Raw genomic sequence first — 23,205 nt, 5'->3', positions numbered from 1 at the left:
CATCAACGCCGAGCCGCGGTATCGCAGCATCGCCGCCGACCTGGCCGAGAAGATCCGCGCCGGGGAGTATGCGCCTGGTGCGGCGCTGCCCGGGCAGCGGGACCTCAGCCACAGCTACGGCGTGACCCTGATGACGCTCCGGCAGGCGCTGCGGCATCTCAGCGACGAGGGGCTGATCGTGCAGCGGGCGGGGAAGGGCACGTATGTGGCGCCGCCGCACCTGGCGTACCGGCTGGGCCCGCTGCGCAACCTCGCGGACGACCTGCGCGAGCAGGGCCTCGAGGTGCAGACCCGGGTGCTGGACCAGGCGCTGCGCCGGCCTCCGTCGCCGGTCGCGGTCTTACTGGGGGCGCCGGCGTTGCGGCTCGAGCGGGTCAGGGCGTTCGCCGGGCGGCCGGCCGTGCACCAGGTGTCGTGGGTTCGCAAGCCGTTCGGCAACCGGATCCGGGCGGCCGACTTCGCCACGGCGTCGCTGTACCTGACGCTGGCCGATGCCGGGGTGGCCGTCGCCAGGGCCAGCGAGACGATCCGGCCCGCGGTGCTGGAGGAGGAGCTGGCCGGGCACCTGCACGCCGAGGTAGGCACGCCGGTGTTCGTCAGCGAGCGGATCACGTACTCGCTGGACGACACCCCCGTCGTCGCCGACCGCGCCGTGATCCTCGGCGACATGATGGAGATCCGGGCCACCCGAGCCGCGTCCGGCCTATCCCTGACCTGGTCGGACGTGGCCGCCGAGGTGGTCCCCCGCCGGCAGCCGTAGCGGCCGGAGCAGAACACGCGCAGCGACAGGCCGTCGTGGTGCAGCGCCGACGCCGGCAAACTCGTCCCGGCTGACGTGAACCGGTGCAGAGCCAGCGATCGCAAACCCGCCCCGAGGCAGCACAGAGTGGTGCGGAGCCGACGCCGGCAAACTCGTCCCGGCTGACATGAACTGGCGCAGAACCGGCGATCGCAAACCCGCCCCGAGCCGGCACAGAGTGGTGCGGAGCCGACGCCGGCAAACTCGTCCCGGCTGACATGAACTGGCGCAGAACCGGCGATCGCAAACCCGCCCCGAGCCGGCACAGAGTGGTGCGGAGCCGACGCCGGCAAACTCGTCCCGGCTGACATGAACTGGCGCAGAGCCAGCGATCGCAAACCCGCCCCGAGCCGGCACAGAGTGGTGCGGAGCCGACGCCGGCAAACTCGTCCCGGCTGGCGCGGACTGGTGCAGAGCGGTGATGGCAAGCTCGTCCCGGCTGGTACGGACTGGTGCAGGGCCGGTGATCGCATGCCCGCGCCGGGCCGGACGAAGTGGTGCGGAGCCGATGTCGGCGAGTTGCGGGCCGTAGCCGGTGGACGAGCGGCAGTACACGGCCCGCAGCGGCCGGCGTTGCGGCGCACCTGAGCCCGGTCGGCAGCGGTCGGTCGCGGAGACCGCGCAGCGGCCTGTCGCGGGGAGACCAAGCAGCGGTCGGTCGCGGAGACCACGCAGCGGCCTGTCGCGGGGAGACCAAGCAGTGGCCGGGTCGCTGAGACCGGCCAGCGGCCCATTGCGGAGGCCGACCAGCGACCCGCCACGAAGGCCGACCAGCGGTCGGTCGCGGAGGGCAAGTAGCAGGCGCCCGGTCGCGGGGGCCGAGCAGCAGGCGCCCGGTCGCGGGGGCCGAGCAGCAGCGGCATGTCGCGGAAGCCCAGGCGGCGGGGTCGTGGTGGGCCGGCAGGCAACGATGCGGCCCATCGTGCGGTCCCACGCGCCGAGAAGCAGCACGACGCCGGAGGTCGCCGGGGAAGGTCAGACGTGGCCGCGGAGGGACTCGTCGTAGATGACGGTGGGGGGTGGGTTCAGCAGGTCGTGGGCGGCCTTGCTGAACGTGCTCGCGTCGCGGCGGCGGCGGAGCTCCACCGTCACCGACTCGCAGGACGCCTCGCCGTCCAGGGCGGCGACCGCGCCTGACGGGAGCAGGAACACCGGGGCGGTCGGGCCGACGGCGGTGTCCGCGGGGCGGCCCGCGATGCCGACGACGGTGGCGTTGACGACGGCCTGGCCGCGCGACAGGGTTGTCCGTTCGCCGAGGCGGATGTCGTGGGCGGCGGCGGTGCGCTCGTCGATGAGGACCTGCGCGTCGGAGGCCGGGTAGGTGCCCGAGCGCACCGCCGACCAGCGCAGGCCCGGCCGGCTGGCGGCGGTCAGCACCGTCGCGCCGTTGAGCAGGCCGCGGGAGGTGACGACGGTGACGCCGTAGAGGGTGGTGCCGCACTCGACGGCGGCGGCCTGGGGCAGGGACGCGATGCGGTCGACCTGCTTCGGCGTGAACCTGCCGACGAGGCGCACGTCCGCGTCGCCGGGCAGGTCCGTGAACTGGGTGGATCTCTCATACCGGTCGAGGACCACGAACGCCCCGATTGCGACCGCACCGATGACGAAGCCGGCGACGATCGTCCGCTCCCCGCGCATGCCGCAGACGGTACCGGAGCGGTCACCCACGGTCGGGGAGCCACGCAGGGGGCCGCCCGGCTGGGTGGCCCCCAACTGCGGAGCGGGTCAGGCCGCGCGGCCGAGGTAGCGCAGCAGGGTCACCGCCGGGCCGGCGTCGTCGGCCGGCAGGGCCGCGGCATAGGCACCGTAAGCCCGCAGCGGCTCGACGATCTCGCGCGCCACCGGCAGCAGCCGCTCGGCGAGGCCGTCGGACAGCGGCGACGGCTGTTCGGTCGCGACCGCGACGTCCCACGCGTGGACGGCGGCGTCCAGGCCGGCCGCCCCGGCGCCGAGCCAGCCGGCCATCTTGCCCTGCGGCAGCGGCGTGGGAGCGTCGGTCGCGTCGGCGGCGACGGTCGCCCAGGCCGCGGCGGATGCCTGCATCGTGCGCTCGACGAAGGCCTTGAACGCGTCGAGGTCGCCGTCCAGCTCACCCGACGGCGCGAACGGGTCGAACGTCGGCCAGCCCTCGCCGGTGATCGCGGCGGCGTAGCCGAGCTGGTCGCCCGCGGCGTGCTGGAGGACCTGGGTGACGTTCCACAGCTCGCACGGCGTCGGCAGCAGCAGGTACGACGGGCGCAGCCCGGCGAGCACCGCCCGCAGCGCCGCGTGCGACTCGTCCAGGACGGTCCAGGTGTTCGAGCTCATCAGACACTCCCTCAACTCGGTGACTGCGATCAGTCTATCAGAACGGAATGCTCCATTCCACTACGAGACCGAGGCGAAGTGGAGGAGCCGGCGAAAAGCTTCAGGCGACGTCGAGCGTGGCCTTGCGGCGGCTCTCGCGCTCGAACCAGACGAGCAGGGCCAGGCCGATCACCACGTACAGCACGCCGAGACCCGCCTCGGCGAGCACGTCGTCGCGCACCGACGCCAGCCCCGCGCCGGCCGCGACCTCGCGGGCCGCCGCGATGCCGTGGGTCAGCGGCAGCCAGCCGGCGACGACGGCCATCCAGTCCGGCAGCTCCGACAGCGGGACGTTGACGCCGGCGAAGACGAGCAGGACGCCGACGACCAGGTTGGACAGGACGGCCACCTCGCGGACCCGCAGCGACAGCGCCGCATTGGCGAGGCCGAGCCCGGTGCACGCGAACGCCGACACCGCCACCACGCCGGTGAGCGCCAGCAGCGACGACGCCCTGATCGGCACGTCCAGCAGCAGCGACCCGGCGAGCAGCGCGACGAGCGCGACGGCGAGGCCGTTGACGACGACGGGCAGTGCGCGGCCGAGGAAGAGCGGGATGCGCCGCGCCGGCGAGACGAGCAGCAGGCCGAGGGTCCCCTGGCGGCGCTCGTCGCCGACGGTGATGCTCATCGCGAAGATGCAGGGGATGGCGGCATTCTGCACGGCGTTGCCGATGACGTAGTACCCGTCGTCGCCGACGCCCGCAGCGCGGCCGACATAGGCGAAGAAGAGGATCTGCGCGATCGGCCCGACGATGAACGTCGGGATCAGGATCCACGGGCTCAGCCACGAGAACAGCGCCCGGTAGCTGGTGAGCCCGCCCAGGAAGAACAGCCGCAGGGCGCTCATGACCGCACCCCGACGGCGCCGCGGCGCTCCGCGAAGCAGCCGCTCATGACCGCACCCCGGCGGCGCCGCGGCGCTCCGCGAAGCAGCCGCTCATGTCAGCGCCAGGGTGGCGTGGCGGCGGGCGGCGTCGACGAGGCGGACCGCCAGGAGGGAGCCGACCACGCCGTACACCGCGGCAAGACCCAGACAGGCGGCCAGCGCGGGCAAGGCGTCGCGCCCCTCGGCGGCGGCACGGATCGCGTCGATGCCCCAGGTCGGCGCGAGCAGCCACGAGATCGGGCGGATCCACGCGGGCAGCAGGTCCAGGGGCACGAGGAAACCGCTGATCAGCCAGACGGGCATCTCCAGGGCGGTGCCGAGGGCCCACGCCGTGCGATACCGCACGGACGAGACCGCGAGCAGGAACCCCAGGACGCCGATCGACACGACGGTGACCGTCGCGGCGAGCACGAACTGGACGGGCCGCTGGATGGCGAGGTCGACGCCGAAGGCGAAGCGGCCCCACACGAGGGTGACGACGAGGCTGTACGCGCCGATCGTCGCCATCGACAGCGTGATCGGCAGGATCACCACGGGCAGGGGCGTCGGCGCGGCGACGAGCAGCTCGAGCGTGCCCTGCCGGCGCTCCTGCTGCAGCGCGGCCGAGGCGGTGGTGCTGGTCGAGGACCACACGCCCATGACGCTGGCGCCCACGGCGGCGCTGAGCAGCGCGGCACCCGACGCGTCGCCGTGGCGGAACATCATGAAGACGACGGTGGAGAAGAACAGCGGGTAGAGGACGCCGAGCAGCCCGTCGAAGGCGGAGCGGCTGCGCATCTTCAGCTGCAGCCACCAGGCGAGCCCGATGACGCGGACGTAGGTCACGCGGCACCGACCAGCTCGACATACGCGTCCTCCAGGGTCGGCTGCCGGGTCGCCACCCGGCCGACCCTGGCGCCGGCGAGCGCGCCGAGGACCGGCTGGGTCACCTCGGAGCCGGGCTCGGCGTGCACGAGCAGGACCTGGGCCGGGCCGCGCTCGTCGATGACCAGGGAGCGGACGCCGGGCAACGCGCGGACCCGGTCGCCGGCGCCGTCGGGCAGGCCGAAGACCTCGACCTCCACCACGTTGCCGACACTGACCTTCTGCTTGAGCTGCTCGGGCGTGCCCTCGGCGACGATGCGGCCGCCGGCGAGCACGGCGATGCGGTCGCACAGCTCGTCGGCCTCGAACATGTAGTGCGTGGTGAGCAGCACCGTGGTGCCCTGCTCGATGAGGGCCTTCACGGTCTGCCGCAGCTCGCGGGCGCCGACGGGGTCGATGCCGATGCTGGGCTCGTCGAGGAAGAGGACCTCGGGGCGGTGCAGCAGGCCGCGGGCGATGTGCAGCCGCTGGCGCATCCCACGGGAGTAGCCCTCGACCCGCTCCTTTTCGCGGCCGGTCAGGCCGACGAGGTCGAGCAGCTCGCCGATGCGGGCGCGCTGCTCGCGGGCCGGCACCGCGTACAACTCGGCGAAATACCGCAGGTTGTCCAGGCCGGACAGGCGCTCATACAGCCCGCGGTCGCCGCCGAAGACGTAACCGACGCGGCGGCGCACCTCGCGCGGGCTGGCGACCACGTCGTGGCCGAGCACCTCGATCCGCCCGCCGGTCGGCAGCAGCAGCGTGATGAGCATCTTGATCGTGGTGGTCTTGCCGGCGCCGTTGGGTCCGAGCAGGCCGAACAGCTCGCCGCGCTCGACCTGGAAGGAGATGCCCCGCACGGCCTCGACGACCTTCTCGGTGCGGCGCAGGCCGCTGCGGGACCGGAACGTCCGCCGTAGGTCGGACACATCGATGATCGCCATCCCGGGCCCCCGCTCAAGAATCGCTGTGGCAGACCCTAGCACCGGTCCGCGACCCCCGAGGACCGTCGATGCGCACGGTGACGGACGGACTACCCGGCGCCCTCGGCGCGCAGGTGACGGCGCTGCACCTGGCGGCGCTCGCGCAGGACGGCCGCCAGGCGCTCGGCGGCCAGCGGCGGGTGGAACAGGAAGCCCTGCGCGGAGGTGCAGCCCAGCGCGGCCAGGGCGGCGCGCTGGTCGGGGTTCTCCACGCCCTCGGCGACGACGCGCAGCTTGAGCCGCAGCCCGAGCTCGACCGTGGCCCGGACGATCGCCTCGGCCTTCGGGGAGTCGATCATCTGCGCGACGAACTCCCGGTCGATCTTCACCTCTTGTACGGGCAGCCGCGTGAGCACGGTGAACGACGAGAACCCGGTGCCGAAGTCGTCGACCGCGAGCTGGACGCCGAGCCGCCGGATGCGGGCGAGGACGTCGTCGATGACGGGCGACTGCGACAGCATCACGGTCTCGGTGATCTCCAGGACGAGCAGCTCGGCCGGGAGGCGGTGGCGGGCGAGCAGGTCGCCGATCGCCTCGGGCAGCTGCCGCTCCAGGAGGCTGCGGGCGGAGATGTTGACCGACACGGGGACGGCGAGGCCGGCGCGCCGCCAGCTGGACGCGAGGCCGATCGCCCGGTCGAGGACCCACCGGGTGAGCGGGCCCATCAGCTCGCTGGCCTCCACGACCGGCAGGAACTGGCCGGGGGCGAGCGGCCCTCGGCGCGGGTGCTTCCACCGCACGAGCGCCTCGACGCCGGTGATCTGCTGCGCGCCGGGCGCCAGCGAGACGGCCGGCTGCAGCTCGACGCTGAGCTGCTCGCCGGCGTGCAGCGCCTCCCGCAGCTCGGCGAGCAGGGCGAGGCGGTCGGTGCTGGCGTCGTCGCGCCCGGCGTCGTACCAGGCGACGGGCTGCACGGCGCGCTTCGCCTGGTACATGGCGATGTCGGCGCGGCGCAGCAGCTCGGTGAGGTCGACCTCGCCGGCGGCGGCGACCACCACGCCGATGGACGGCTCCTTCGACAGGAGCACCCCGTCGATCCGCATCGGCACGGCGATCTGCGCGCCGAGCTTGCGGGCCCGCTCGACGGCGGCGGCGAGGGCGAGGTCGGCGCCGCCGGTGTCGAGGTCGGTGATGAGCAGCGCGAACTCGTCGCCGCCGAGGCGGGCGAGCAGGTCGCCGGCGCCGCCGGCCTCGGTGACCCGGCCGGCGATCACGCGCAGCACCTCGTCGCCGGCGGCGTGGCCGAGGGCGTTGTTGACCTCTTTGAAGTCGTTGACGTCCAGCAGCAGCATGGCGACGGGGTCGTGCGGCCCGCGGCGGCGGAGCAGGGCGTTGCCGCGCGACAGCAGCGCCGCCCGGTTGAACAGGCCGGTCAGGGGGTCGTGGACGGCGTCGTACGTGGTGCGCTCGCTCATCGAGCGCAGCTCGTCCTGGCTGATCGCGTCGTGCAGGGCGGCGGCGAGGGCGTCCCCGTATGCGTCGAGCATGCGCTGGTTGCGGGGCCTGAGCCGGCCGAGCCCGGACAGCCGCAGCTCGCCGACGGCGACCGCGCCGACGACCAGATGGTGGGCCGCCGGGACCTCGCCGGGGCTCGCGCCGAAGACGGCGCCGTCCGCCAGCACGACCTGCGCGCCCGAAGCGCCGAAGAGCCGCCGGGCGCCCTCGATCCCGGCCTCGGCGGTGCCCCGCACGTCGAGCCGGTTGAGGTCGCGGGTCGCCTCGGCGAACTCGTGCCAGGTGCGGCGCTCCTCGCGGTCGCCGATGCGGCTCGCGTAGAGCTGCTGGAGCAGCAGCAGGACCGGCGGCAGGAGCAGCAGCAGGAGCGCGTCGGTGAGGCAGGCCCAGACGACGACCAGGCCGATGACGACGTTGCCGACGACCATGAGCAGCTTGCCGCGCAGCAGCTCGGCGGCGACGGTGGCGGTCCGCCCGCCCCGGGTGGTGGCGACGTGCGCGGCGGTGGCGGTGATCGACACGACGCAGTACACGAGCGCGCCGACACTCAGGGCGAGGATGCCGTGCGGCGTGAGGGGCGCGTCGTGGACCGGCGCGACGAGGGTGGCGGTGGCCGCGGCGAGCGTGCCGGCCAGGGTGAGCGCGGAGACGGTGTAGAGCAGGTCACGCCCGGTGCGGACGCGACCGGCGCGGGCGTCGACGGTGCGCAGGATGCTGTGCGACACGGCGGCGCCCGGCAGGACGACGAGCGGGATCAGCGGGGCCGGCAGGTTGACGCACAGGATCACGATCGCGGCCTCGCCCCAGGCGAAGGCGGCCTGGCCGGCGCCGGCGCGCACTCTCAGACGGGCGAGCTGGGCGAGGATCACCACGCCGAAGCTCGCCGCGATCGCTCCTGACAGGCCCGAGAGGCCGGGCTGCCTCGTGGCGGTCAGCACCATCGCGACGGCCACGCCGGCGAAGGCGACGGACGCCACGGCGGCGGTGAGGCGCGCCGGAAGGGGTGTCATCGATGCACCGCATCGACCGACAACAATGACGCTAAGCGGCGGCCCGCATGCGCAGCGTGAGCAGATCCGTGGGCAAACGGGGTGTCCACCATCTGCCCCCCTTCCCTGCCCCACAGGGAGACGCGTCCGGCGAAAGGAACGCGCACCCCGTGAAGGCTAAAGCACGGAAGAAAGGCACAACAGTGGTCAGTGCCGCGATTCTAGGTCGGAGCCCTCGTCACTGCGGTCGTCGTCGGACGAGGTGGCGGGTTTGTCGGGATCCGGGAACTCCGCGGGAAGGCGACGAATCCGCGCGGTCATGTTGCGGATCAACAACACCGTCGCGATCGCGAGCAGGACGATGATGAGCAGCCCCATGGGGCCGGCCAGACCGCCCGAGCGGGTGTCGCCGAAGTTGTTCTCGGCGAGGAACTGCCACGCTTGCATACTGCCTACCTTACGCCCGCGAAAAGATCGTCTTCCGGCGTGCGGGTGTCGACGTGCGACTTCACCAGCTCGTAGTCCTCGGTGGGCCAGATCTTCTGCTGGATGTCGAGCGGGACGGCGAACCAGAAGCCGTCGGGGTCGACCTGCGTGGCGTGCGCGCGCAGGGCGTCGTCGCGGGCCTCGAAGTATTCACCGCACGGCACGCGGGTGGTGACCCGGTCGCCCTTGTCGGGGCGCTCCTCCCACTGCTTCATCCACTCGGTGTAGGGCGACTCGCCGGTCGTCTCCAGCATCGCCTCGTGCAGCGCGAGCATGCGGACCCGGGACCAGCCCATGTTGTAGTACAGCTTCAGCGGCTGCCACGGCTCACCGGTGCCGGGATAGCGGGCCGCGTCGCCGGCGGCGTCGAACGCCACCATGCTCACCTTGTGCGTCATGACGTGGTCGGGGTGCGGATAGCCGCCCTCCTCGTCATACGTGGTGATCACGTGCGGGCGGAACCTGCGGATCAGCTCGACCAGCGGCGCCGCCGCCTCCTCGGGGTCCATCAGGCCGAAGCAGCCCTCGGGCAGCGGCGGCAGCGGGTCGCCCTCCGGGAAGCCCGAGTCGACGAAGCCCAGCCACGCCTGGTCGACCCCGAGGATCTCCCGGGCCCGGTCCATCTCCGCGCGGCGGATGGTGGCGATGTTCTCCCAGACCTCGGGCCGGTCGAGCTTCGGGTTGAGCACGCTGCCCCGCTCGCCGCCGGTGCACGTGACGACCAGCACCTCGACGCCCTCGGCGGCGTAGCGCGCCATCGCGGCCGCGCCCTTGCTCGACTCGTCGTCGGGATGCGCGTGCACCGCCATCAATCGCAGTTGCTCGCTCACGCCGCCACCTCCGCTGACGCTCCGGCGCCGGCCTGAGCGAAAAACTGCAACACCAGTGAGCGGTCCGAGCCGCTCCGCTGACCGCTCACAAGCTCTCCTCAAGGTGTCCGTCAACCCCGCGGTGGGGGCGCCCCGGGTTACGACCCTATTGTGGTCGGTACCTCCGACGAAACGACGAGGACCGTCATCCCGTGACCGAGACGCACGCCACAGCCAAGTACCCGCCCGGCCGCTATGGCCGCCGCCGGGAGCCCCGGCCGCGCCGCACCTGGCTGGTCGTGCTCCTCGCCGCCGTGGCGGGGGTCGCCGGCGTGCTCATCGCGGTGAAGCTCTTCCAGCAGTACGGGCCGCAGGAGTACGAGCCTCAGGTCCAGCGCTTCTACGCGGTCAGCGACGACGGCATCACGGTGGACTTCGTGGTCCGCAAGGACGCGTCGAAGGAGGCGACCTGCCGGGTCCGGGCCCGCTCCGCCAGCGGCGAGGAGGTCGGCCTGGCCGAGGTCGACGTCCCGAAGGGTGCCGAGGCACCGGTCACCTACCGGCTGGCGACGAGCGCCCGGCCGGTCACCGTGGAGGTCCCGGCCTGCGGCCCGCGCCGCACCCGCTGAGCACCCAGCATTTTCCATGCCGACGGTGATGCGGCTCACTGGTACTTTGGTGGTTTGACCGAGCGTGCCCGTAAGGAGATCTTCAGTGTCGACGACCGACGGCGACCAGGGGACAACCTGGCTGTCGCAGGAAGCATATGACCGGCTGCAGGCCGAGCTGGACGAGCACATCGCCAACCGGCCGGCGCTCGCCGCGGAGATCAACGCTCGCCGCGAAGAGGGTGACCTGCGCGAGAACGGCGGCTATCACGCCGCCCGCGAGGAGCAGGGCAAGGCCGAGGGCCGCATCCTGTACTTGAAGGAGTTCCTGCGCAAGGCGGTCGTCGGCGAGGCGCCGACCAGCAACAAGGTCGCGCCCGGCACCGTCGTCACGATCCAGTTCGACGACGACGAGGACGACACCGAGACGTTCCTGCTGGGCTCCCGGGAGATCGCGGCGACGACGGACCTGACCGTCTACAGCCCCGAGTCCGCGCTGGGCAAGGCGATCCTTGGCGCCGCCAAGGGTGACCAGGTGAAGTACACCGCCCCGAGCGGCGCGCAGATCGCCGTGAAGGTCATCTCGTTCGAGCCGTTCGCCGGCTGAGCATCACAACGCTTTGAGGGTCCGCGCCGAGCTGGCGCTGTGTCGTGCCAGCTCGGCGTCGATCCGTTCGTTGCGCGCACTGTCGAGCACGACCGCCGCCGACTCCGGCGCGGTCGCCTCGATCAGCCGGGCCCGCAGCCCCGACGGTGGGTGGGTGGCGAAGAGCGAGATCTCGCGCTCCGTCTCCGCGTCGCGCCGCGACGCCAGCTGCGGCCGCAGCTCGTCGAGCAGCTGCCGGGTGGTCTGCGGCCACTCGGCGACCGGCCGCCCGGCCCGGGCGTCCCGCATGATCAGCATTCCGAGGCTCTCGAGCACGACCAGGGTGTCGAGCAGGTCGACGGTGGCCGCGCGGCCGGCCAGCCGGGCCGCGACCCGGTCGGCGCGGTATTCGGCCCGCTGCCCCTCCCGCAGCACCTGGACGGCGAGAGCGGTCCTGGGCACCCACAGCAGGCCGCGCACGACCAGCTTGACCAGGTTCAGCAGCGGCCTGACGACCCAGACGACCAGGAACCCCTCGCTCGTCCAGACGTCACCCTCCCGCCTGGACTCCGGCTGGAGCAGCGTGTCGAGCTCGGCCAGGGTCGTCCACGACGGCTGGACCAGCAGCCCGCGCCGCGGGTCGCCGTTGACGAAGTGGCCGAGCTCGTGGCCCAGCAACGCCATCCGGGACTGCCGCGGCAGCGCGTTCCACAGCGGCAGGCCCAGCACCAGGGTCGGGTGGCGCCGCAGGCCGACCGTGTAGGCCGCCGCGTCGAACAGGTCGACCTCGACGTAGACCCGCGGGACCGGCGCACCGACCGCGGCGGCCGCCTCGCGGACCAGCGCGTGCAGCTGCGGCGCCTCCGCCGCGGTGACCTCGGTCGCGTACTTCGGCACCCGGCCCATGCGGGGGCGCAGGAGGACCGCGAGGGCGATCACCACCAGCCCTACGAGGATGCCGGGGGTCGAGACGGTGCACAGCCAGATCCCGGTGGCGAGCAGGCCCAGGACCACCCCGTACAGCAGCAGCGACGACACCAGGAGCACACCGGAGCCGACCGTCGTGCTGCGGTCGGCCCCACGGCTGAAGGCGTCGAAGGTGGCGAAGGTGTGGCGGTGCGCGAGCCGCTTGCCGAAGGTCACAAAGGATCTTCTACGCGCCGAAGGTCACCGTGTATCCGGCCGAACGGAGAGCATTGACCAGCCGGTCGGAGTGTTCTGAGCCGCGGGTCTCGACCGACAGGTGGATCTCGACCTCGCCGAGCTGCAGGCGCGGGTCCTGGCGGCGGTGGGCGACGTCGACGACGTTGGCGCCGTGCTCGGCGATCTGGGAGAGGATCTTCGCCAGGTGGCCGGGGCGGTCGCCGCAGCGGACGGTGAAGGCCAGGTAGCGGCCGGCGGCGGCGAGGCCGTGCTCGATCACCCGGAGCATGAGCATCGGGTCGATGTTGCCGCCGGAGAGGACCGCGGCGGTGGGGGTCTCGACCTCGACGGCGCCGGCGAGCAGGGCCGCGACGCCGACGCTGCCGGCGGGCTCGACGACGGTCTTGCCGCGTTCCAGGAGCATGAGCAGCGCCCGGGAGATGTCCTCGTCGGTGACTGTGACGACCTCGTCGACGAGCTTGCTGACGTGGGCGAACGTGAGATCACCGGGGCGGCCGACCGCGATGCCGTCGGCGATCGTGCCGAGCGCGGCCAGGCGGACCGGGCGGCCGGCGCGCAGCGACTCGGGGAAGGCCGCCGCGCCCGCCGCCTGCACGCCGATGATGCGCACGTCGGGGCGCAGCGCCTTGACCGCGACGGCGAGGCCGGAGATGAGGCCGCCGCCGCCGATGCCGGTGACGATGGTCCGCACGTCGGGCAGCTGCTCGAGCAGCTCCAGGCCGAGGGTGCCCTGCCCGGCGATGATGTCGGGGTGGTCGAAGGGGTGAATCAGCACCGCGCCGGTGCGGTCCGCGAACTCCTGCGCGGCGACGAGCGCCTCGTCGACGGTGCCGCCGGCGAACTGGACCGCGGCGCCGTAGTTCTTGGTGGCGGCGATCTTCGGCAGCGGCGCGCCGATGGGCATGAAGACGGTGCTGGTGGTGCCGAGCAGGCCGGCCGCGAGGGCGACCCCCTGGGCGTGGTTGCCGGCGCTGGCGGCGACCACCCCGCGGCGGCGTTCGTCCGCACTGAGCCGGGCGATCCGCACGTACGCGCCGCGGACCTTGAACGATCCGGCCCGTTGCAGGTTCTCGCACTTGAGCCAGGCAGGGCCGCCGAGCTTCGCGGTGAGCGGCCGGCTGGGCTCGACCGGGGTCCGGCGGATCACGCCGGACAACAGGTCGCGTGCCGCCTCGATGTCGGCGAGCGTCACGAGTCCCGAGGAAGGTTCCGTCATTCCCTGATCGTGCCACCGACCGCGACCGGCAGCACCACCGTCCAGTCCTCGTTCGTGGAGCGCAGCGCCCGCAGGGTCGCCGGTGGCACGAGGGATCCGCGGAGGCGGGCGACGCGGCCGTACTGCGCGCTGGTCACGCGGGCGATGAGGATCAGCGCGACGACCGCGGCGGCGATGCCGAGCGCCGCGCCGGGCAGGCGCAGCAGCAGCTGCCGGCCGAACAGGTGCGACACGAGCGCCCGGTCGACGGTCCCGCCGGCGGCGACCCGCTCCCGGACGTCGTCGATCTCCCGCAGGTTGTCGAGGCCGGCCAGGACGGCGACGCCGACGGCGGTCACCGTGAGCAGCAGGCCGAGCCACCACAACCAGGTGAGCACCGTCATCCTGCGGCGCAGCAGCGGTGACCGGCCCACGCTGCCGACGGCGACGTCCATGAGCGGCACCGCGGACGTGGCACGGATGCCGAACGCCGCGAGGTTCGACCGGGCCCGGCCGGCCCAGCCGGCGAACGCGATCCAGGCGGTCAGCACCGCGACGGCGAGGGCGGCCCAGCCGCCGAGGCGCACCGCCGCGGCGTCGGTGCCGGGGCGGTGCGCGGCCCAGATGTCGACGAGGGGCAGGAACGCCACGCACAGGTGGGTGAGGGCCGCCCCGGCGACCGCGAGCATCGCCGCGGTCGCCCAGCCGGAGATCGCCCTGATCCGCCGCATCGCCCGCCCTAACGCCGCGCCGCGACGCGGGGCCAGCCCGGCGCGTGCCGCCGCCACGGCGCGGCCTGCTCGACCTGGCCGGCGAGGGCGAGCAGCAGCAGCTCGGAGCCGGGCGGCCCGACGAACTGGACCGCGGCCGGCAGCCCGTCGGCCCGGACACCGACCGGGATCACGATCGCGGGGAAGCCGGCGAAGTTCCACGGCGCGCTGTAGGGCGCGTAGCGGGTGTTGACCAGCATGTTCGCCGACCAGGAACGCTCCGACCAGCGCACGGCGCGCGGCGGGGCGGTCGCGAGGGCCGGGGTGACGAGCACGTCGTGGCCGCCGGCCAGGAACCAGTTGCGGCAGCGCTCCCGCCACTCGTCCCGGTCGGCGGGCTTGACCAGGCCGCGGCGCAGCGCCCGCTCGCCGAGCGCCACGTGCCGGCGGGTGCGCGGCTGCAGCCGCGACACGTCCAGCTCTGCGGCGTCGCCGGCCGCGCCGGCGAACCAGGTGGCGAGGACCTTCGCGGCGAGCGCCGGCGGATAGGTGGGGTCGGCGCGCACCGCGTCATGGCCGAGGCCGAGCAGCAGGCGGACGGCGTCGCTGAGCCCCTTGCGGGCGCCCGCGTCGGGGAACACGCCGGTGGCGGGGCTGCGCGACGACACGGCGATCCGCAGCTTCCCCGGCGTCCGCAGCGCTTCGGGGGTACGGCCGGCGATGACCGAGAAGCCCAGCGACGCGTCGCCGACGGTGGTCGCGAGGATGCCGTTCTCGGCGAGCCCGTGCCAGTCGTTGGCGCCGATGCCGGCGGGGACGACGCCCCGGCCGGGCTTGAGGCCGACGAGCCCGCAGCAGGCGGCCGGGATCCGGATCGAGCCGAGCCCGTCGTTGCCGTGCGCGATCGGCACCAGGCCGGCGGCGACCGCGGCGGCCGACCCGCCCGACGAGCCGCCGGGGGTCCGGTCGGTGCGCCACGGGTTGCGGGTGACGCCGTCCGCGTCGTCGGTGATCCCCCAGATGCCGAGCTCCGGCATCTTCGTCACGCCGACGACGACGGCGCCCGCGCCGCGCAGCCGCCGGACGACCTCGTGGTCGTGCTCGGCGACGGGCCCACGGGCGGCCGCCGAGCCGTTCCACGTGGGCAGGCCGGTGACCGCGATGTTCTCCTTCACCGCGATCGGCACACCGGCCAGGGGCAGGTTGCGCAGCTCCGGCTGGTCGTCGACGATCTCCGCCTCGGCGATCGCCTCGCCGGCCCGGACCTGCCGGAACGCGCCGACGATCCGGTCGTAGGCGCGGATCGAGTCGAGGTGGTCGGCGACGACCTCCGTCGCTGACGTGTCACCGCGGCGCACCGCGCGGGCGATCTCCCGCGCGGTGATGCCGACCCAGGTGGTGGAGCGGTGCAGCATGGTGAGACACCTTCCGGCCGATGGGCGTTCAGTGTCTCAACGAGCGAGGGCTTGCTCCAGGTCCGCGAGAAGATCGTCGATCGTCTCGATGCCGACGGACAGCCGGACGAGGTCGCCGGGGACCTCCAGCGGCGAGCCGGCCGCGCTGGCGTGGGTCATGCGGCCGGGGTGCTCGATCAGCGACTCGACGCCGCCGAGCGACTCGCCCAGCACGAACAGCTTCGCCCGGTTGCAGATCTCCACGGCGGCCTCCTCGCCGCCGGCGGCCCGGAAGCTCACCATGCCGCCGAAGCGCCGCATCTGCTTGGCCGCGACCTCGTGGCCGTGGTGGTCGGGCAGCCCCGGGTACAGGACCTGGCGCACCGCCTTGTTCCTGGACAGGAACTCGACGACCTTCTCCGCGTTGTCGCAGTGCCGGTCCATGCGCACGCCGAGGGTCTTGATGCCGCGCATGGTCAGCCACGCGTCGAACGGGCCGCAGACGGCGCCCATCGCGTTCTGGTGGAAGGCGAGGCGGTCCAGCAGCTCGTCGTCGCTGCCGACGAGGGCGCCGCCGACGACGTCGGAGTGCCCGCCGATGTACTTCGTGGTGGAGTGCACGACGATGTCGGCGCCCAGGTGCAGCGGCTGCTGCAGGTACGGCGAGGCGAACGTGTTGTCCACCACCAGCAGCGCGCCGCGGTCGTGGGCGACCTGGGCGAGCGCGGCGATGTCGGCGATGCCGAGCAGCGGGTTGGTCGGGGTCTCCAGCCAGACGATCTTCGTGCGGTCGGTGATCGCGTCGCGGACCGCGTCGACGCTGTGGATCGACGCCGGCGTGTAGTCCAGGCCCCACCGCTGCGCGACCTTCGAGAAGAGCCGGTAGGTGCCGCCATAGGCGTCGTCGGGGATGACCACGTGGTCGCCGGGCACGCACACCGTGCGCAGCAGCGTGTCCTCGGCGGCGAGGCCGGAGGCGAAGGCGAGGGCCCGGCGGCCGCCCTCGATCGCGGCGAGGCACTCCTGCAGCGCGTCGCGGGTCGGGTTCTGGGTCCTGCTGTACTCGTAGCCGCGTCGGGGGTGGCCCACCGCGTCCTGCGCGTACGTGCTGGTCTGGAAGATCGGCGGGACCACCGCTCCTGTGGCGGGGTCCGGCTCCTGGCCGGCGTGGATGGCGAGGGTCTCGAAGCCGTGCGTCATGGACCGACCATAGTGCGGGACGGGGTGAGCCGAGTCACGGGTCGGCACAATCCGCTCGCCGGGTCGCAGCCGTAATGACCTGATAAGGCGGACGGGCCTGTCGCGAGGCAAACTTGAGCCCACGAGCTTTGTAAGGAGCTGATCGTGTTCCCGTGGATCCGTAAGCCGCTCGACCTGCCCACCGCCGACACCGCGCTCGCCGGCCGCGACACCGAGATGCCGGTCGCGGCGACCCACACCGTGCTCGGCACCCCGCTGCGCGGGCCCTGGCCGCTGGGCCTGGAGGTCGCGTACTTCGGCATGGGCTGTTTCTGGGGTGTGGAGCGCATCTTCTGGCGCATCCCCGGCGTCCACTCCACCGCCGTCGGCTACCAGGGCGGGTTCACCGCCAACCCGACCTACGAGGAGACGTGCTCCGGCCGGACCGGTCACACCGAGGCCGTCCAGGTCGTGTACGACCCGCTGAAGGTCTCCTATGAGACGCTGCTGAAGGCGTTCTGGGAGAACCACGACCCGACCCAGGGCATGCGCCAGGGCAACGACGTCGGCACCCAGTACCGCTCGGCGATCTACACGACCACGCCGGCGCAGGCCACGGCCGCGGCCGCCTCGCGGGAGGCGTTCGCCCCGGTGGTCCGGGCCGCCGGCAAGGACGAGATCACCACCGAGATCGGCCCGGCCGGCCCGTTCTACTACGCCGAGGACTACCACCAGCAGTACCTGTCGGACGTGAAGAACCCGTACGGCTACTGCAACCACGGGCCGAACGGCATGACGTGCCCGATCGGCGTGGGCTCGCTGCCAACGCTCTGACCTTTCCGCGACAACGGGCGCCCCGGCTTCGGGGCGCCCGTTTCCTTGTGCGCGAAGTGTGAGCAACCTTCGAGTTTGCGACTACCTTCAGCAACCCTCCTGATACTTTGAGTGACGATTCGGCATGAGTGTCCCTGGCCTAGGTGATCCGTGCTCATCGATTGCTCCCATCCCGCGGTCTGACGGAGGAGACGACACAGTGCAAGTCAAGATCAAGAAGCGTGGGGCCTTCACGGCGCGCATAGGTGCCGTCCTGGCGCTTGTCGCGGCCGGCCTGGTGGCCACCGGGACGCCGAGCTACGCGGCAACGACGATCGCGCCGACCGCCGGCCCGGTCGGGACCGAGATCACGGTGACCGACGCCGCCGCCACGTTCGACAACACGACCTACGTGCAGTTCCAGTACAAGGGCACCGGCTCGAACACGGGCTGTGACGATCCCGCGCGGGCCGTCGGCCCGATCACCGCGTCGAACGCCACCACCCAGACCGGCGGCGTCGTCCAGGTGCTGCCGGCCGACATCACGGTCACCTCCGCCACCTCGCTGAAGGTCAAGGTCCCGACGACCCTCACGCTGCTGGCCACCCCCTCGCAGATCTCGGCCGACTACTACGTCTGCGCCTACAAGGGATCCGACGACTCGCTGCTGAACGCCACGGCCACCGTGACGTACACCCTCAACGGCAACCTCGTCCCGAGCGCGACCTCCGGCCCGACCGGCGGTGGCAACACCATCACCGCGACGTCGATCGCCCCGCTCTTCACGGCCGGCTCGGTGTACGTCGAGTTCCAGAAGAACAGCGGCTGCACGACGACCTACGCGAACACCAGCGCCACCGTCGTGGCGGCGCCCGCGGCCAACGTGAAGGTCCTGTCGACCGGCGGGACGCTGAGCAAGAAGCTGTCGATCACCGTCCCGACGGGCGTGGTCAACGCCGGCGGCTTCACGACGGCCGACTGGTACATCTGCGCCTACAGCGGCAACACGGGCAGCAGCCCGCTGCTCGCCGGCACCGGTGTCGTGTACACCGTCGGACCCGTCCCCACGATCTCGACCGTGACGCCGATCACCGGCCCCGCCGAGGGCGGCACGACGATCACCGTGACGGGCACGAACATCCCGACCGGCGGCGTCGGCATGACCGCGACGCTCGGCGGCCTGCCGCTGACCGGCATCGTGGTCGCCGGCGACAACCTGTCCTTCACCGCGATCGTCCCGGCGCACTCCGCCGGCGGCCCGTTCGCGCTGTCGCTGACCACCACGGGTGGCACGGTCACCAAGCCGAGCGTGTTCACCTACACCAACGGCATCACGGTCATGCCGAAGAACTCGCCGAACACGAAGACGGGCGGCACCGACCTCGACATCACCGGCGTCGGCTTCTCCGCGCTCGACTTCAGCGGCAACTCCTCCGGCGGCCTGACGCCGGACAACGCCAAGTCGCACGTCTACCTGGTCCGCGGCGTCTACAACCCGGCCGCCGGCACGACGCCCACGGTCAAGACCAACCCGCAGGTCGCGGAGTGCCTCGACGTCACGGTCGTGGACGACACCGAGCTCATCTGCACGCTGTACACGGCCGGCACCGGCTTCGCCGGGGCGAACTCCACCCGGGCGCTCAGCGGCTGCACCGTCGCCTCGGGCTCGGCGGCCGTGGTCGGCTCGGCCACCACCACCGCGTGCATCTTCTCGTCCTCGGACGTCGGCATGGCGGTGACCGGCACGGGCATCCCGACCGGCACCAGCATCCTGTCGTACACCGACCCGACGCACGTGACGCTGTCGAAGAACACCACGGGCGCGGTGACCGCGATGACCCTGAACACGAACCGGGTCATCACCGACGCCGCGACCACCAGTGGCTCGAACACGCTCAGCACCTCGACGCTCTCCGCCTTCAACGCCGGTGACGTCGGCCGGTCGATCAGCGGCGCGGGCATCCCGAACGGCACCAGGATCGTGAGCGTCAGCGCCGGCGTGCCGACGCTGTCGAACGCGGCCACCGCGACGGCACTGACGCCGACCCTGACGCTGCACTCCGGCATCCCGCTCCCGAACGGCACCTACACCGTGACGGTCGTCAGCAACGGCGCCGTGGGCGCGCAGCTCACCGCCGGCTACACGCAGACGATCATCTCCAGCGGTTCCACCTTCACCGTCGCCGATTACCTCATGGCGATGAACTGACCCACCACGCGATCAGGGCGGCCCGGAGTGCACTCCCGACTCCGGGCCGCCGTCGCATTCCTGAAGGATTCTCACTACTGACGGCATTCATGCTGTTACGTTGAGTGAGCATCCCAGTCAGCCGTTCAGCTTGAGAGGACCCTGCTCAATGTCATTCGTGCAATCCCGCTTCGCCAGAGCGGCCGGTGCGGGCACGGCCGCGGCAACGCTGCTCAGCGCGGCGGCGCTGATCGCCACGCCGATGACGGCCTACGCCGCCCCCGCCGCCACCTCGATCACCATCGCCTCGCCCGCCGGCGGCAAGGTCGCCGCGGACACCGACAAGCAGGTGGTCATCATCAACGTGGTCGGCCTGACCGGCGCGACCCTCGACGAGAACTCGGTGGAGAGCGTCGACCTCGGCGCCGACGCCGACTGCCAGGGCCTCGACTTCTACATAGTGACCGGGACGACCCAGATCGCGACCAAGACGCCCACCGGCGGCTGCGCGCCGACGTCCGGCGTCGCCTCCGAGACGATCGCGATCAACTTCGCCAACAGCGGCGGCACCCTCACCAAGGCGCTGTCCGGCCTGGTCTTCATCGCGCCCCCGAAGCTCGACACCACCACCCCGGTCATCACCGACCTGAGCAGCGCGCTGCAGTCCGCGGACCAGATCCAGCAGTTCCTCTCGACCGGCGGCCAGACCATCCGCGTCAAGGCAGACAACGACTTCACGTTCAGCGGGGCCAGCGGCGTCCTGAGCGCCTCGCTCGGCGGCAAGCCGCTGTCCGAGGTCAAGGTCTGGAAGAAGACCGACGGCACGCAGATGACCACGGCCCCGTCCGGCACGACCGAGAACGGCAACTGGTTCACCGGCAAGACCGCCGCCGGCATGACCAACGGCAACCTGTCGATCACCCACAACGGCGTCACCAAGACGTGGAGCGCCACCGACCTCGGCACCAGCGTCGTCACGGTGCCGGTGCTGACCGCCATGACGCCGAACATCGGCAAGATCAACACTGCCACCAGCGTGACGCTGACCGGCACCTTCACCGGCGCCACCGGCGTCAACTTCTGCGGCGTCGCCGGCACCAACTTCGTGCTGAACACGGCCGGCACCTCGATCACCGTCAAGACGCCGACCAGCGGCCTCGCCGACGACCCGGCCGGCCTCGGGACCGGCAACTTCTCCGGCGTGTGCCCGGTGAAGGTCGTCGCTCCCGCCGGCTCGAACATCCACACCGCCAACTCGGTGTTCTCGTTCGTCGCCGAGTGACCCACGGCAACGGCCCGGCCTCCACATCGTGGAGACCGGGCCGTTCCGGTTTGCTGGGGTTTTGGCAGGCGAGGGCACACCATCGCGATATATGCGGGGGAACCACGAAAGGTGTGCCCTCGCCTGCCGGGTAGACCCGCCCGATCCCTGGGGAGGACGCCTGGCCGGAGGCGTTCGGAGCCGGCGGAGGCATGCCGGCAACCGTGTCCGAGCGGGTCTTTGTGTCGCGGTGACCACGGCCATGGCGGGAGCGCCGAAGTCACCGCTCAGATCAACGATCGTGCTAGAGAAAGGTTCCCCGGTTGCCGCCGGCGCGGTGCCAGCCGCCCCTGGAACGCTGCGGGGCGCCGAGGTCGATCCGCCAGTCGGGCATCGTCCTCAGGCTGTAGAGGTCGTGCCGGGCGGTCCAGGCCTCGTTCCACGGCCGCCGCGAGGCGGCCTCGGCGTTCTCGGCGAGCCGGCGAGGCGCGCACGGCCACTCCCGCCCGCACCAGATGCACTGTCCGTCACCGTCCGACCCGTTGTGCCGGCTCAGGATCTGCGTGGCGTCGCGCCACAGCAGACGGTCGACGACGTCTGTTGGCTCGGACTGGTCAACACTGACCAACTTCCCTACCCCCAAACTCTTGAGGCTCCCTGAGAACCTCCGGACGAAACGTTAAACAATCGGGCTGCACGCGTGGGCGGACAGCCTGTGCGATTCCCGTGCGACCACTCGAAAGGGGACGGCGTGGCGGAGCGGATAATGGCGGCCATGGAGAGCCCCCTGCTGCAGCGCATCCGCGACGCCGTGATCGGTGACGACCAGGTGATGTGGGGGCCGTATGGCGCACGCCGCGTGACCTACGCCGACTACACCGCGTCAGGACGGGCGCTGGACTTCATCGAGCGGTTCATCCGTGACGAGGTGCTGCCGCGGTACGCGAACACCCACACCGAGTCCTCCGGCACCGGCCTGCAGACGACCCGCCTGCGGGAGGACGCCCGCCAGATCGTCAACGACGCCGTCGGCGGCGACGCCGAGACCGTGGTCATCTTCACCGGGTCCGGCTCGACCGCCGCGATCGACAAGATGGTGCACATCCTGGGGCTGCGGGTGCCGGCCGGGCTCGACGACCGCTACGACCTGACGGCGCACATCCCGCCCGCCGACCGGCCCGTGGTGTTCATCGGCCCGTTCGAGCACCACTCCAACGAGCTGCCGTGGCGGGAGTCCATCGCGGACGTCGTCGTCATCCCCGAGGATCACAACGGGCACATCGACCTGTCGCGCCTGCGGGCCGAGCTCGAGCGGCACGCCGACCGGCCGCTGAAGATCGGCTCCTTCTCCGCGGCGTCCAACGTCACCGGGATCGTCAGCGACACCCACGCGATCTCGGCGCTGCTGCACGAGCACGGCGCGCTCTCCTTCTGGGACTTCGCCGCCGCCGCGCCCTACGTGGACGTCGCCATGTACGGTCCCGGCCCCGGCCAGTACAAGGACGCGGCCTTCATCTCGCCGCACAAGTTCGCCGGCGGGCCCGGGACGCCCGGCGTCCTCGTCGTGCGGCGCGAGGTGCTGCGCAACCGCGTGCCCACCGTGCCCGGCGGCGGCACCGTCGACTACGTCAACCCGACCGACCACCACTACATCGCCGACGCCGCGCACCGCGAGGAGGGCGGCACCCCGGCGATCGTCGAGTCCATCCGGGCCGGCCTGGTCTTCCAGCTCAAGCAGGCCGTCGGCACCGACACCATCCGCGACCTCGAGGAACGCTTCCTGCGCGAGGCGATCACGTCGTGGAAGACCAACCCCAACATCGAGATCCTCGGCAACCTGGACGCGTCGCGGCTGTCGATCGTGTCGTTCGTGGTGAAGCGGCCCGGCGGTCGCTACCTGCACCACAACTTCGTGGTGTCGCTGCTCAACGACCTCTTCGGGATCCAGTCGCGGGGCGGTTGCTCCTGCGCCGGCCCGTACGGCCACCGCCTCCTCGGCATCGACATCGAGCGCTCGCAGCGCTTCGAGCAGGAGATCATCGCCGGCTGCGAGGGCATCAAACCCGGCTGGGTCCGGGTGTCCTTCAACTACTTCATCTCCGACGCTGTGCTGCGCTACATCGTCGACGCCGTCCACTTCGTCGCCACCAACGGCTGGGCGCTGCTGCCGCAGTACCGCTTCGACCCGTACACCGGACTCTGGAAGCACAGGGACGGCCTGGTCGAGCCGCCGCTGCGCCTCTCGGAGCTGCACTACGACGCCGACGGCGAGTTGCGCTGGCCCTCCAGGCACGAGCGCGCGCCCGAGTCGGCGCTGGCCGGCTACCTGGACGAGGCGGCGCTCATCGTCGCCGAGGCCGCGCAGGTCTCACAGGTCGAGCAGCCCGACGGCGTCGTCTCCGCCAACTTCGAGGCACTCCGCTGGTTCGAGCTGCCCGCGATCTCGCTGTCGACCTGACGGGGCATTTCGCTGTCGGCCTAACCGGGCATGGATGTGTGCCGCGCGGCGTT

Annotated in this window: 21 protein-coding genes; 7 read left to right on the top strand and 14 right to left on the bottom strand. The window is 72.1% G+C overall.

Annotated elements, in window-relative coordinates; genetic code table 11:
• Position 1 precedes the first annotated feature (1 nt).
• Positions 2 to 760 carry a GntR family transcriptional regulator gene (locus AB0I21_RS01035; RefSeq protein WP_360558124.1) on the top strand — a complete coding sequence of 253 codons (759 nt, stop codon included), beginning with the start codon at positions 2 to 4 and terminating at the stop codon, positions 758 to 760.
• A gap of 1,014 nt (positions 761 to 1,774) precedes the next feature.
• Here AB0I21_RS01035 and AB0I21_RS01030 read toward each other — a convergent pair.
• The 8 genes from AB0I21_RS01030 to mca all read right to left on the bottom strand — a co-directional run bounded on the left by AB0I21_RS01030 (position 1,775) and on the right by mca (position 9,617).
• Entirely contained in the window at positions 1,775 to 2,437 is a 663-nt protein-coding gene (locus tag AB0I21_RS01030) for a hypothetical protein (protein ID WP_360558063.1), read from the bottom strand.
• Between the two features lie 87 nt (positions 2,438 to 2,524).
• Complete coding sequence (locus tag AB0I21_RS01025; protein WP_360558061.1) at positions 2,525 to 3,106, bottom strand: TIGR03086 family metal-binding protein; 582 nt, start codon at positions 3,104 to 3,106, stop codon at positions 2,525 to 2,527.
• Between the two features lie 100 nt (positions 3,107 to 3,206).
• A complete protein-coding gene (locus tag AB0I21_RS01020; protein ID WP_360558060.1) occupies positions 3,207 to 3,992 on the bottom strand; it encodes an ABC transporter permease in 786 nt (261 codons plus the stop codon).
• Between the two features lie 90 nt (positions 3,993 to 4,082).
• Positions 4,083 to 4,856: an ABC transporter permease gene (locus AB0I21_RS01015; RefSeq protein ID WP_360558058.1), complete on the bottom strand. Its 774-nt coding sequence runs from the start codon at positions 4,854 to 4,856 to the stop codon at positions 4,083 to 4,085.
• A complete protein-coding gene (locus AB0I21_RS01010; RefSeq protein ID WP_360558057.1) occupies positions 4,853 to 5,818 on the bottom strand; it encodes an ABC transporter ATP-binding protein in 966 nt (321 codons plus the stop codon). Before AB0I21_RS01010 ends, AB0I21_RS01015 begins: the two co-directional genes overlap by 4 nt.
• An 89-nt stretch (positions 5,819 to 5,907) precedes the next feature.
• Entirely contained in the window at positions 5,908 to 8,322 is a 2,415-nt protein-coding gene (locus AB0I21_RS01005) for a bifunctional diguanylate cyclase/phosphodiesterase (protein WP_360558055.1), read from the bottom strand.
• A gap of 186 nt (positions 8,323 to 8,508) precedes the next feature.
• The gene (locus AB0I21_RS01000) at positions 8,509 to 8,748 is read right to left on the bottom strand and encodes a hypothetical protein (RefSeq protein ID WP_344501702.1); all 240 of its coding nucleotides are present in this window, start codon (positions 8,746 to 8,748) and stop codon (positions 8,509 to 8,511) included.
• 5 nt (positions 8,749 to 8,753) lie between these two features.
• Positions 8,754 to 9,617, bottom strand: a complete 864-nt coding sequence (gene mca, locus AB0I21_RS00995; protein ID WP_360558053.1) for a mycothiol conjugate amidase Mca — start codon at positions 9,615 to 9,617, stop codon at positions 8,754 to 8,756.
• Between the two features lie 191 nt (positions 9,618 to 9,808).
• Here mca and AB0I21_RS00990 point away from each other — a divergent pair, with 191 nt between their 5' ends.
• Positions 9,809 to 10,225, top strand: coding sequence for a DUF4307 domain-containing protein (locus AB0I21_RS00990; protein WP_344501704.1), 417 nt, complete (start codon positions 9,809 to 9,811; stop codon positions 10,223 to 10,225).
• Between the two features lie 85 nt (positions 10,226 to 10,310).
• Positions 10,311 to 10,811 (top strand): transcription elongation factor GreA, encoded by a 501-nt coding sequence (gene greA / locus AB0I21_RS00985; RefSeq protein WP_360558052.1) that lies wholly within the window; start codon positions 10,311 to 10,313, stop codon positions 10,809 to 10,811.
• A gap of 3 nt (positions 10,812 to 10,814) precedes the next feature.
• Here greA and AB0I21_RS00980 read toward each other — a convergent pair whose 3' ends face one another.
• Genes AB0I21_RS00980 through AB0I21_RS00960 form a run of 5 tightly spaced genes read right to left on the bottom strand, consistent with a single transcriptional unit; the run spans position 10,815 to position 16,453 of the window.
• Positions 10,815 to 11,933, bottom strand: a complete 1,119-nt coding sequence (locus AB0I21_RS00980) for a M48 family metallopeptidase (protein WP_360558051.1) — start codon at positions 11,931 to 11,933, stop codon at positions 10,815 to 10,817.
• A gap of 10 nt (positions 11,934 to 11,943) precedes the next feature.
• Complete coding sequence (gene ilvA, locus AB0I21_RS00975; protein WP_360558050.1) at positions 11,944 to 13,170, bottom strand: threonine ammonia-lyase; 1,227 nt, start codon at positions 13,168 to 13,170, stop codon at positions 11,944 to 11,946.
• Positions 13,167 to 13,880 (bottom strand): hypothetical protein, encoded by a 714-nt coding sequence (locus tag AB0I21_RS00970; protein WP_360558049.1) that lies wholly within the window; start codon positions 13,878 to 13,880, stop codon positions 13,167 to 13,169. Before AB0I21_RS00970 ends, ilvA begins: the two co-directional genes overlap by 4 nt.
• 8 nt (positions 13,881 to 13,888) lie before the next feature.
• Positions 13,889 to 15,274 carry an amidase family protein gene (locus tag AB0I21_RS00965; RefSeq protein WP_360558048.1) on the bottom strand — a complete coding sequence of 462 codons (1,386 nt, stop codon included), beginning with the start codon at positions 15,272 to 15,274 and terminating at the stop codon, positions 13,889 to 13,891.
• 36 nt (positions 15,275 to 15,310) lie between these two features.
• Positions 15,311 to 16,453, bottom strand: a complete 1,143-nt coding sequence (locus AB0I21_RS00960) for a cystathionine gamma-synthase (RefSeq protein ID WP_344501710.1) — start codon at positions 16,451 to 16,453, stop codon at positions 15,311 to 15,313.
• A 216-nt stretch (positions 16,454 to 16,669) separates the two neighbouring features.
• On the opposite strand from AB0I21_RS00960, the gene msrA reads away from it, so the two are divergent.
• The 3 genes from msrA to AB0I21_RS00945 all read left to right on the top strand — a co-directional run bounded on the left by msrA (position 16,670) and on the right by AB0I21_RS00945 (position 20,715).
• On the top strand, positions 16,670 to 17,266 hold the full coding sequence (gene msrA / locus AB0I21_RS00955) for a peptide-methionine (S)-S-oxide reductase MsrA (protein ID WP_360558122.1): 597 nt from the start codon (positions 16,670 to 16,672) through the stop codon (positions 17,264 to 17,266).
• Positions 17,267 to 17,465: 199 nt separating this feature from the next.
• Positions 17,466 to 19,454 carry an IPT/TIG domain-containing protein gene (locus AB0I21_RS00950; protein ID WP_360558047.1) on the top strand — a complete coding sequence of 663 codons (1,989 nt, stop codon included), beginning with the start codon at positions 17,466 to 17,468 and terminating at the stop codon, positions 19,452 to 19,454.
• 148 nt (positions 19,455 to 19,602) lie between these two features.
• Positions 19,603 to 20,715, top strand: coding sequence for a hypothetical protein (locus AB0I21_RS00945; protein WP_360558045.1), 1,113 nt, complete (start codon positions 19,603 to 19,605; stop codon positions 20,713 to 20,715).
• A gap of 283 nt (positions 20,716 to 20,998) precedes the next feature.
• On the opposite strand, the gene AB0I21_RS00940 is transcribed toward AB0I21_RS00945, so the two are convergent.
• Positions 20,999 to 21,322 (bottom strand): hypothetical protein, encoded by a 324-nt coding sequence (locus AB0I21_RS00940; RefSeq protein ID WP_344501713.1) that lies wholly within the window; start codon positions 21,320 to 21,322, stop codon positions 20,999 to 21,001.
• Between the two features lie 147 nt (positions 21,323 to 21,469).
• On the opposite strand from AB0I21_RS00940, the gene AB0I21_RS00935 reads away from it, so the two are divergent.
• Complete coding sequence (locus AB0I21_RS00935; RefSeq protein WP_360558043.1) at positions 21,470 to 23,152, top strand: aminotransferase class V-fold PLP-dependent enzyme; 1,683 nt, start codon at positions 21,470 to 21,472, stop codon at positions 23,150 to 23,152.
• The last annotated feature ends 53 nt before the right edge of the window (positions 23,153 to 23,205 follow it).

The organism is Dactylosporangium sp. NPDC050588 (genome assembly GCF_040654975.1).
Classification (GTDB): Bacteria; Actinomycetota; Actinomycetes; order Mycobacteriales; family Micromonosporaceae; genus Dactylosporangium; species Dactylosporangium maewongense.
The sequence above is the reverse complement of the archived record's forward strand: the minus strand, read 5'-3'. Positions and strand labels throughout refer to the sequence as shown.

Excerpts from the sequence above, each read along its gene's own strand:
- AB0I21_RS01030 (WP_360558063.1), bottom strand. The coding sequence starts at position 2,437 with ATGCGCGGGGAGCGGACGATCGTCGCCGGCTTCGTCATCGGTGCGGTC.
- AB0I21_RS01025 (WP_360558061.1), bottom strand. The coding sequence starts at position 3,106 with ATGAGCTCGAACACCTGGACCGTCCTGGACGAGTCGCACGCGGCGCTG.
- AB0I21_RS01020 (WP_360558060.1), bottom strand. The coding sequence starts at position 3,992 with ATGAGCGCCCTGCGGCTGTTCTTCCTGGGCGGGCTCACCAGCTACCGG.
- AB0I21_RS01010 (WP_360558057.1), bottom strand. The coding sequence starts at position 5,818 with ATGGCGATCATCGATGTGTCCGACCTACGGCGGACGTTCCGGTCCCGC.
- AB0I21_RS01005 (WP_360558055.1), bottom strand. The coding sequence starts at position 8,322 with ATGACACCCCTTCCGGCGCGCCTCACCGCCGCCGTGGCGTCCGTCGCC.
- AB0I21_RS01000 (WP_344501702.1), bottom strand. The coding sequence starts at position 8,748 with ATGCAAGCGTGGCAGTTCCTCGCCGAGAACAACTTCGGCGACACCCGC.
- ilvA (WP_360558050.1), bottom strand. The coding sequence starts at position 13,170 with ATGACGGAACCTTCCTCGGGACTCGTGACGCTCGCCGACATCGAGGCG.
- AB0I21_RS00970 (WP_360558049.1), bottom strand. The coding sequence starts at position 13,880 with ATGCGGCGGATCAGGGCGATCTCCGGCTGGGCGACCGCGGCGATGCTC.
- AB0I21_RS00965 (WP_360558048.1), bottom strand. The coding sequence starts at position 15,274 with ATGCTGCACCGCTCCACCACCTGGGTCGGCATCACCGCGCGGGAGATC.
- AB0I21_RS00960 (WP_344501710.1), bottom strand. The coding sequence starts at position 16,453 with ATGACGCACGGCTTCGAGACCCTCGCCATCCACGCCGGCCAGGAGCCG.
- msrA (WP_360558122.1), top strand. The coding sequence starts at position 16,670 with ATGCCGGTCGCGGCGACCCACACCGTGCTCGGCACCCCGCTGCGCGGG.
- AB0I21_RS00945 (WP_360558045.1), top strand. The coding sequence starts at position 19,603 with ATGTCATTCGTGCAATCCCGCTTCGCCAGAGCGGCCGGTGCGGGCACG.
- AB0I21_RS00935 (WP_360558043.1), top strand. The coding sequence starts at position 21,470 with ATGGAGAGCCCCCTGCTGCAGCGCATCCGCGACGCCGTGATCGGTGAC.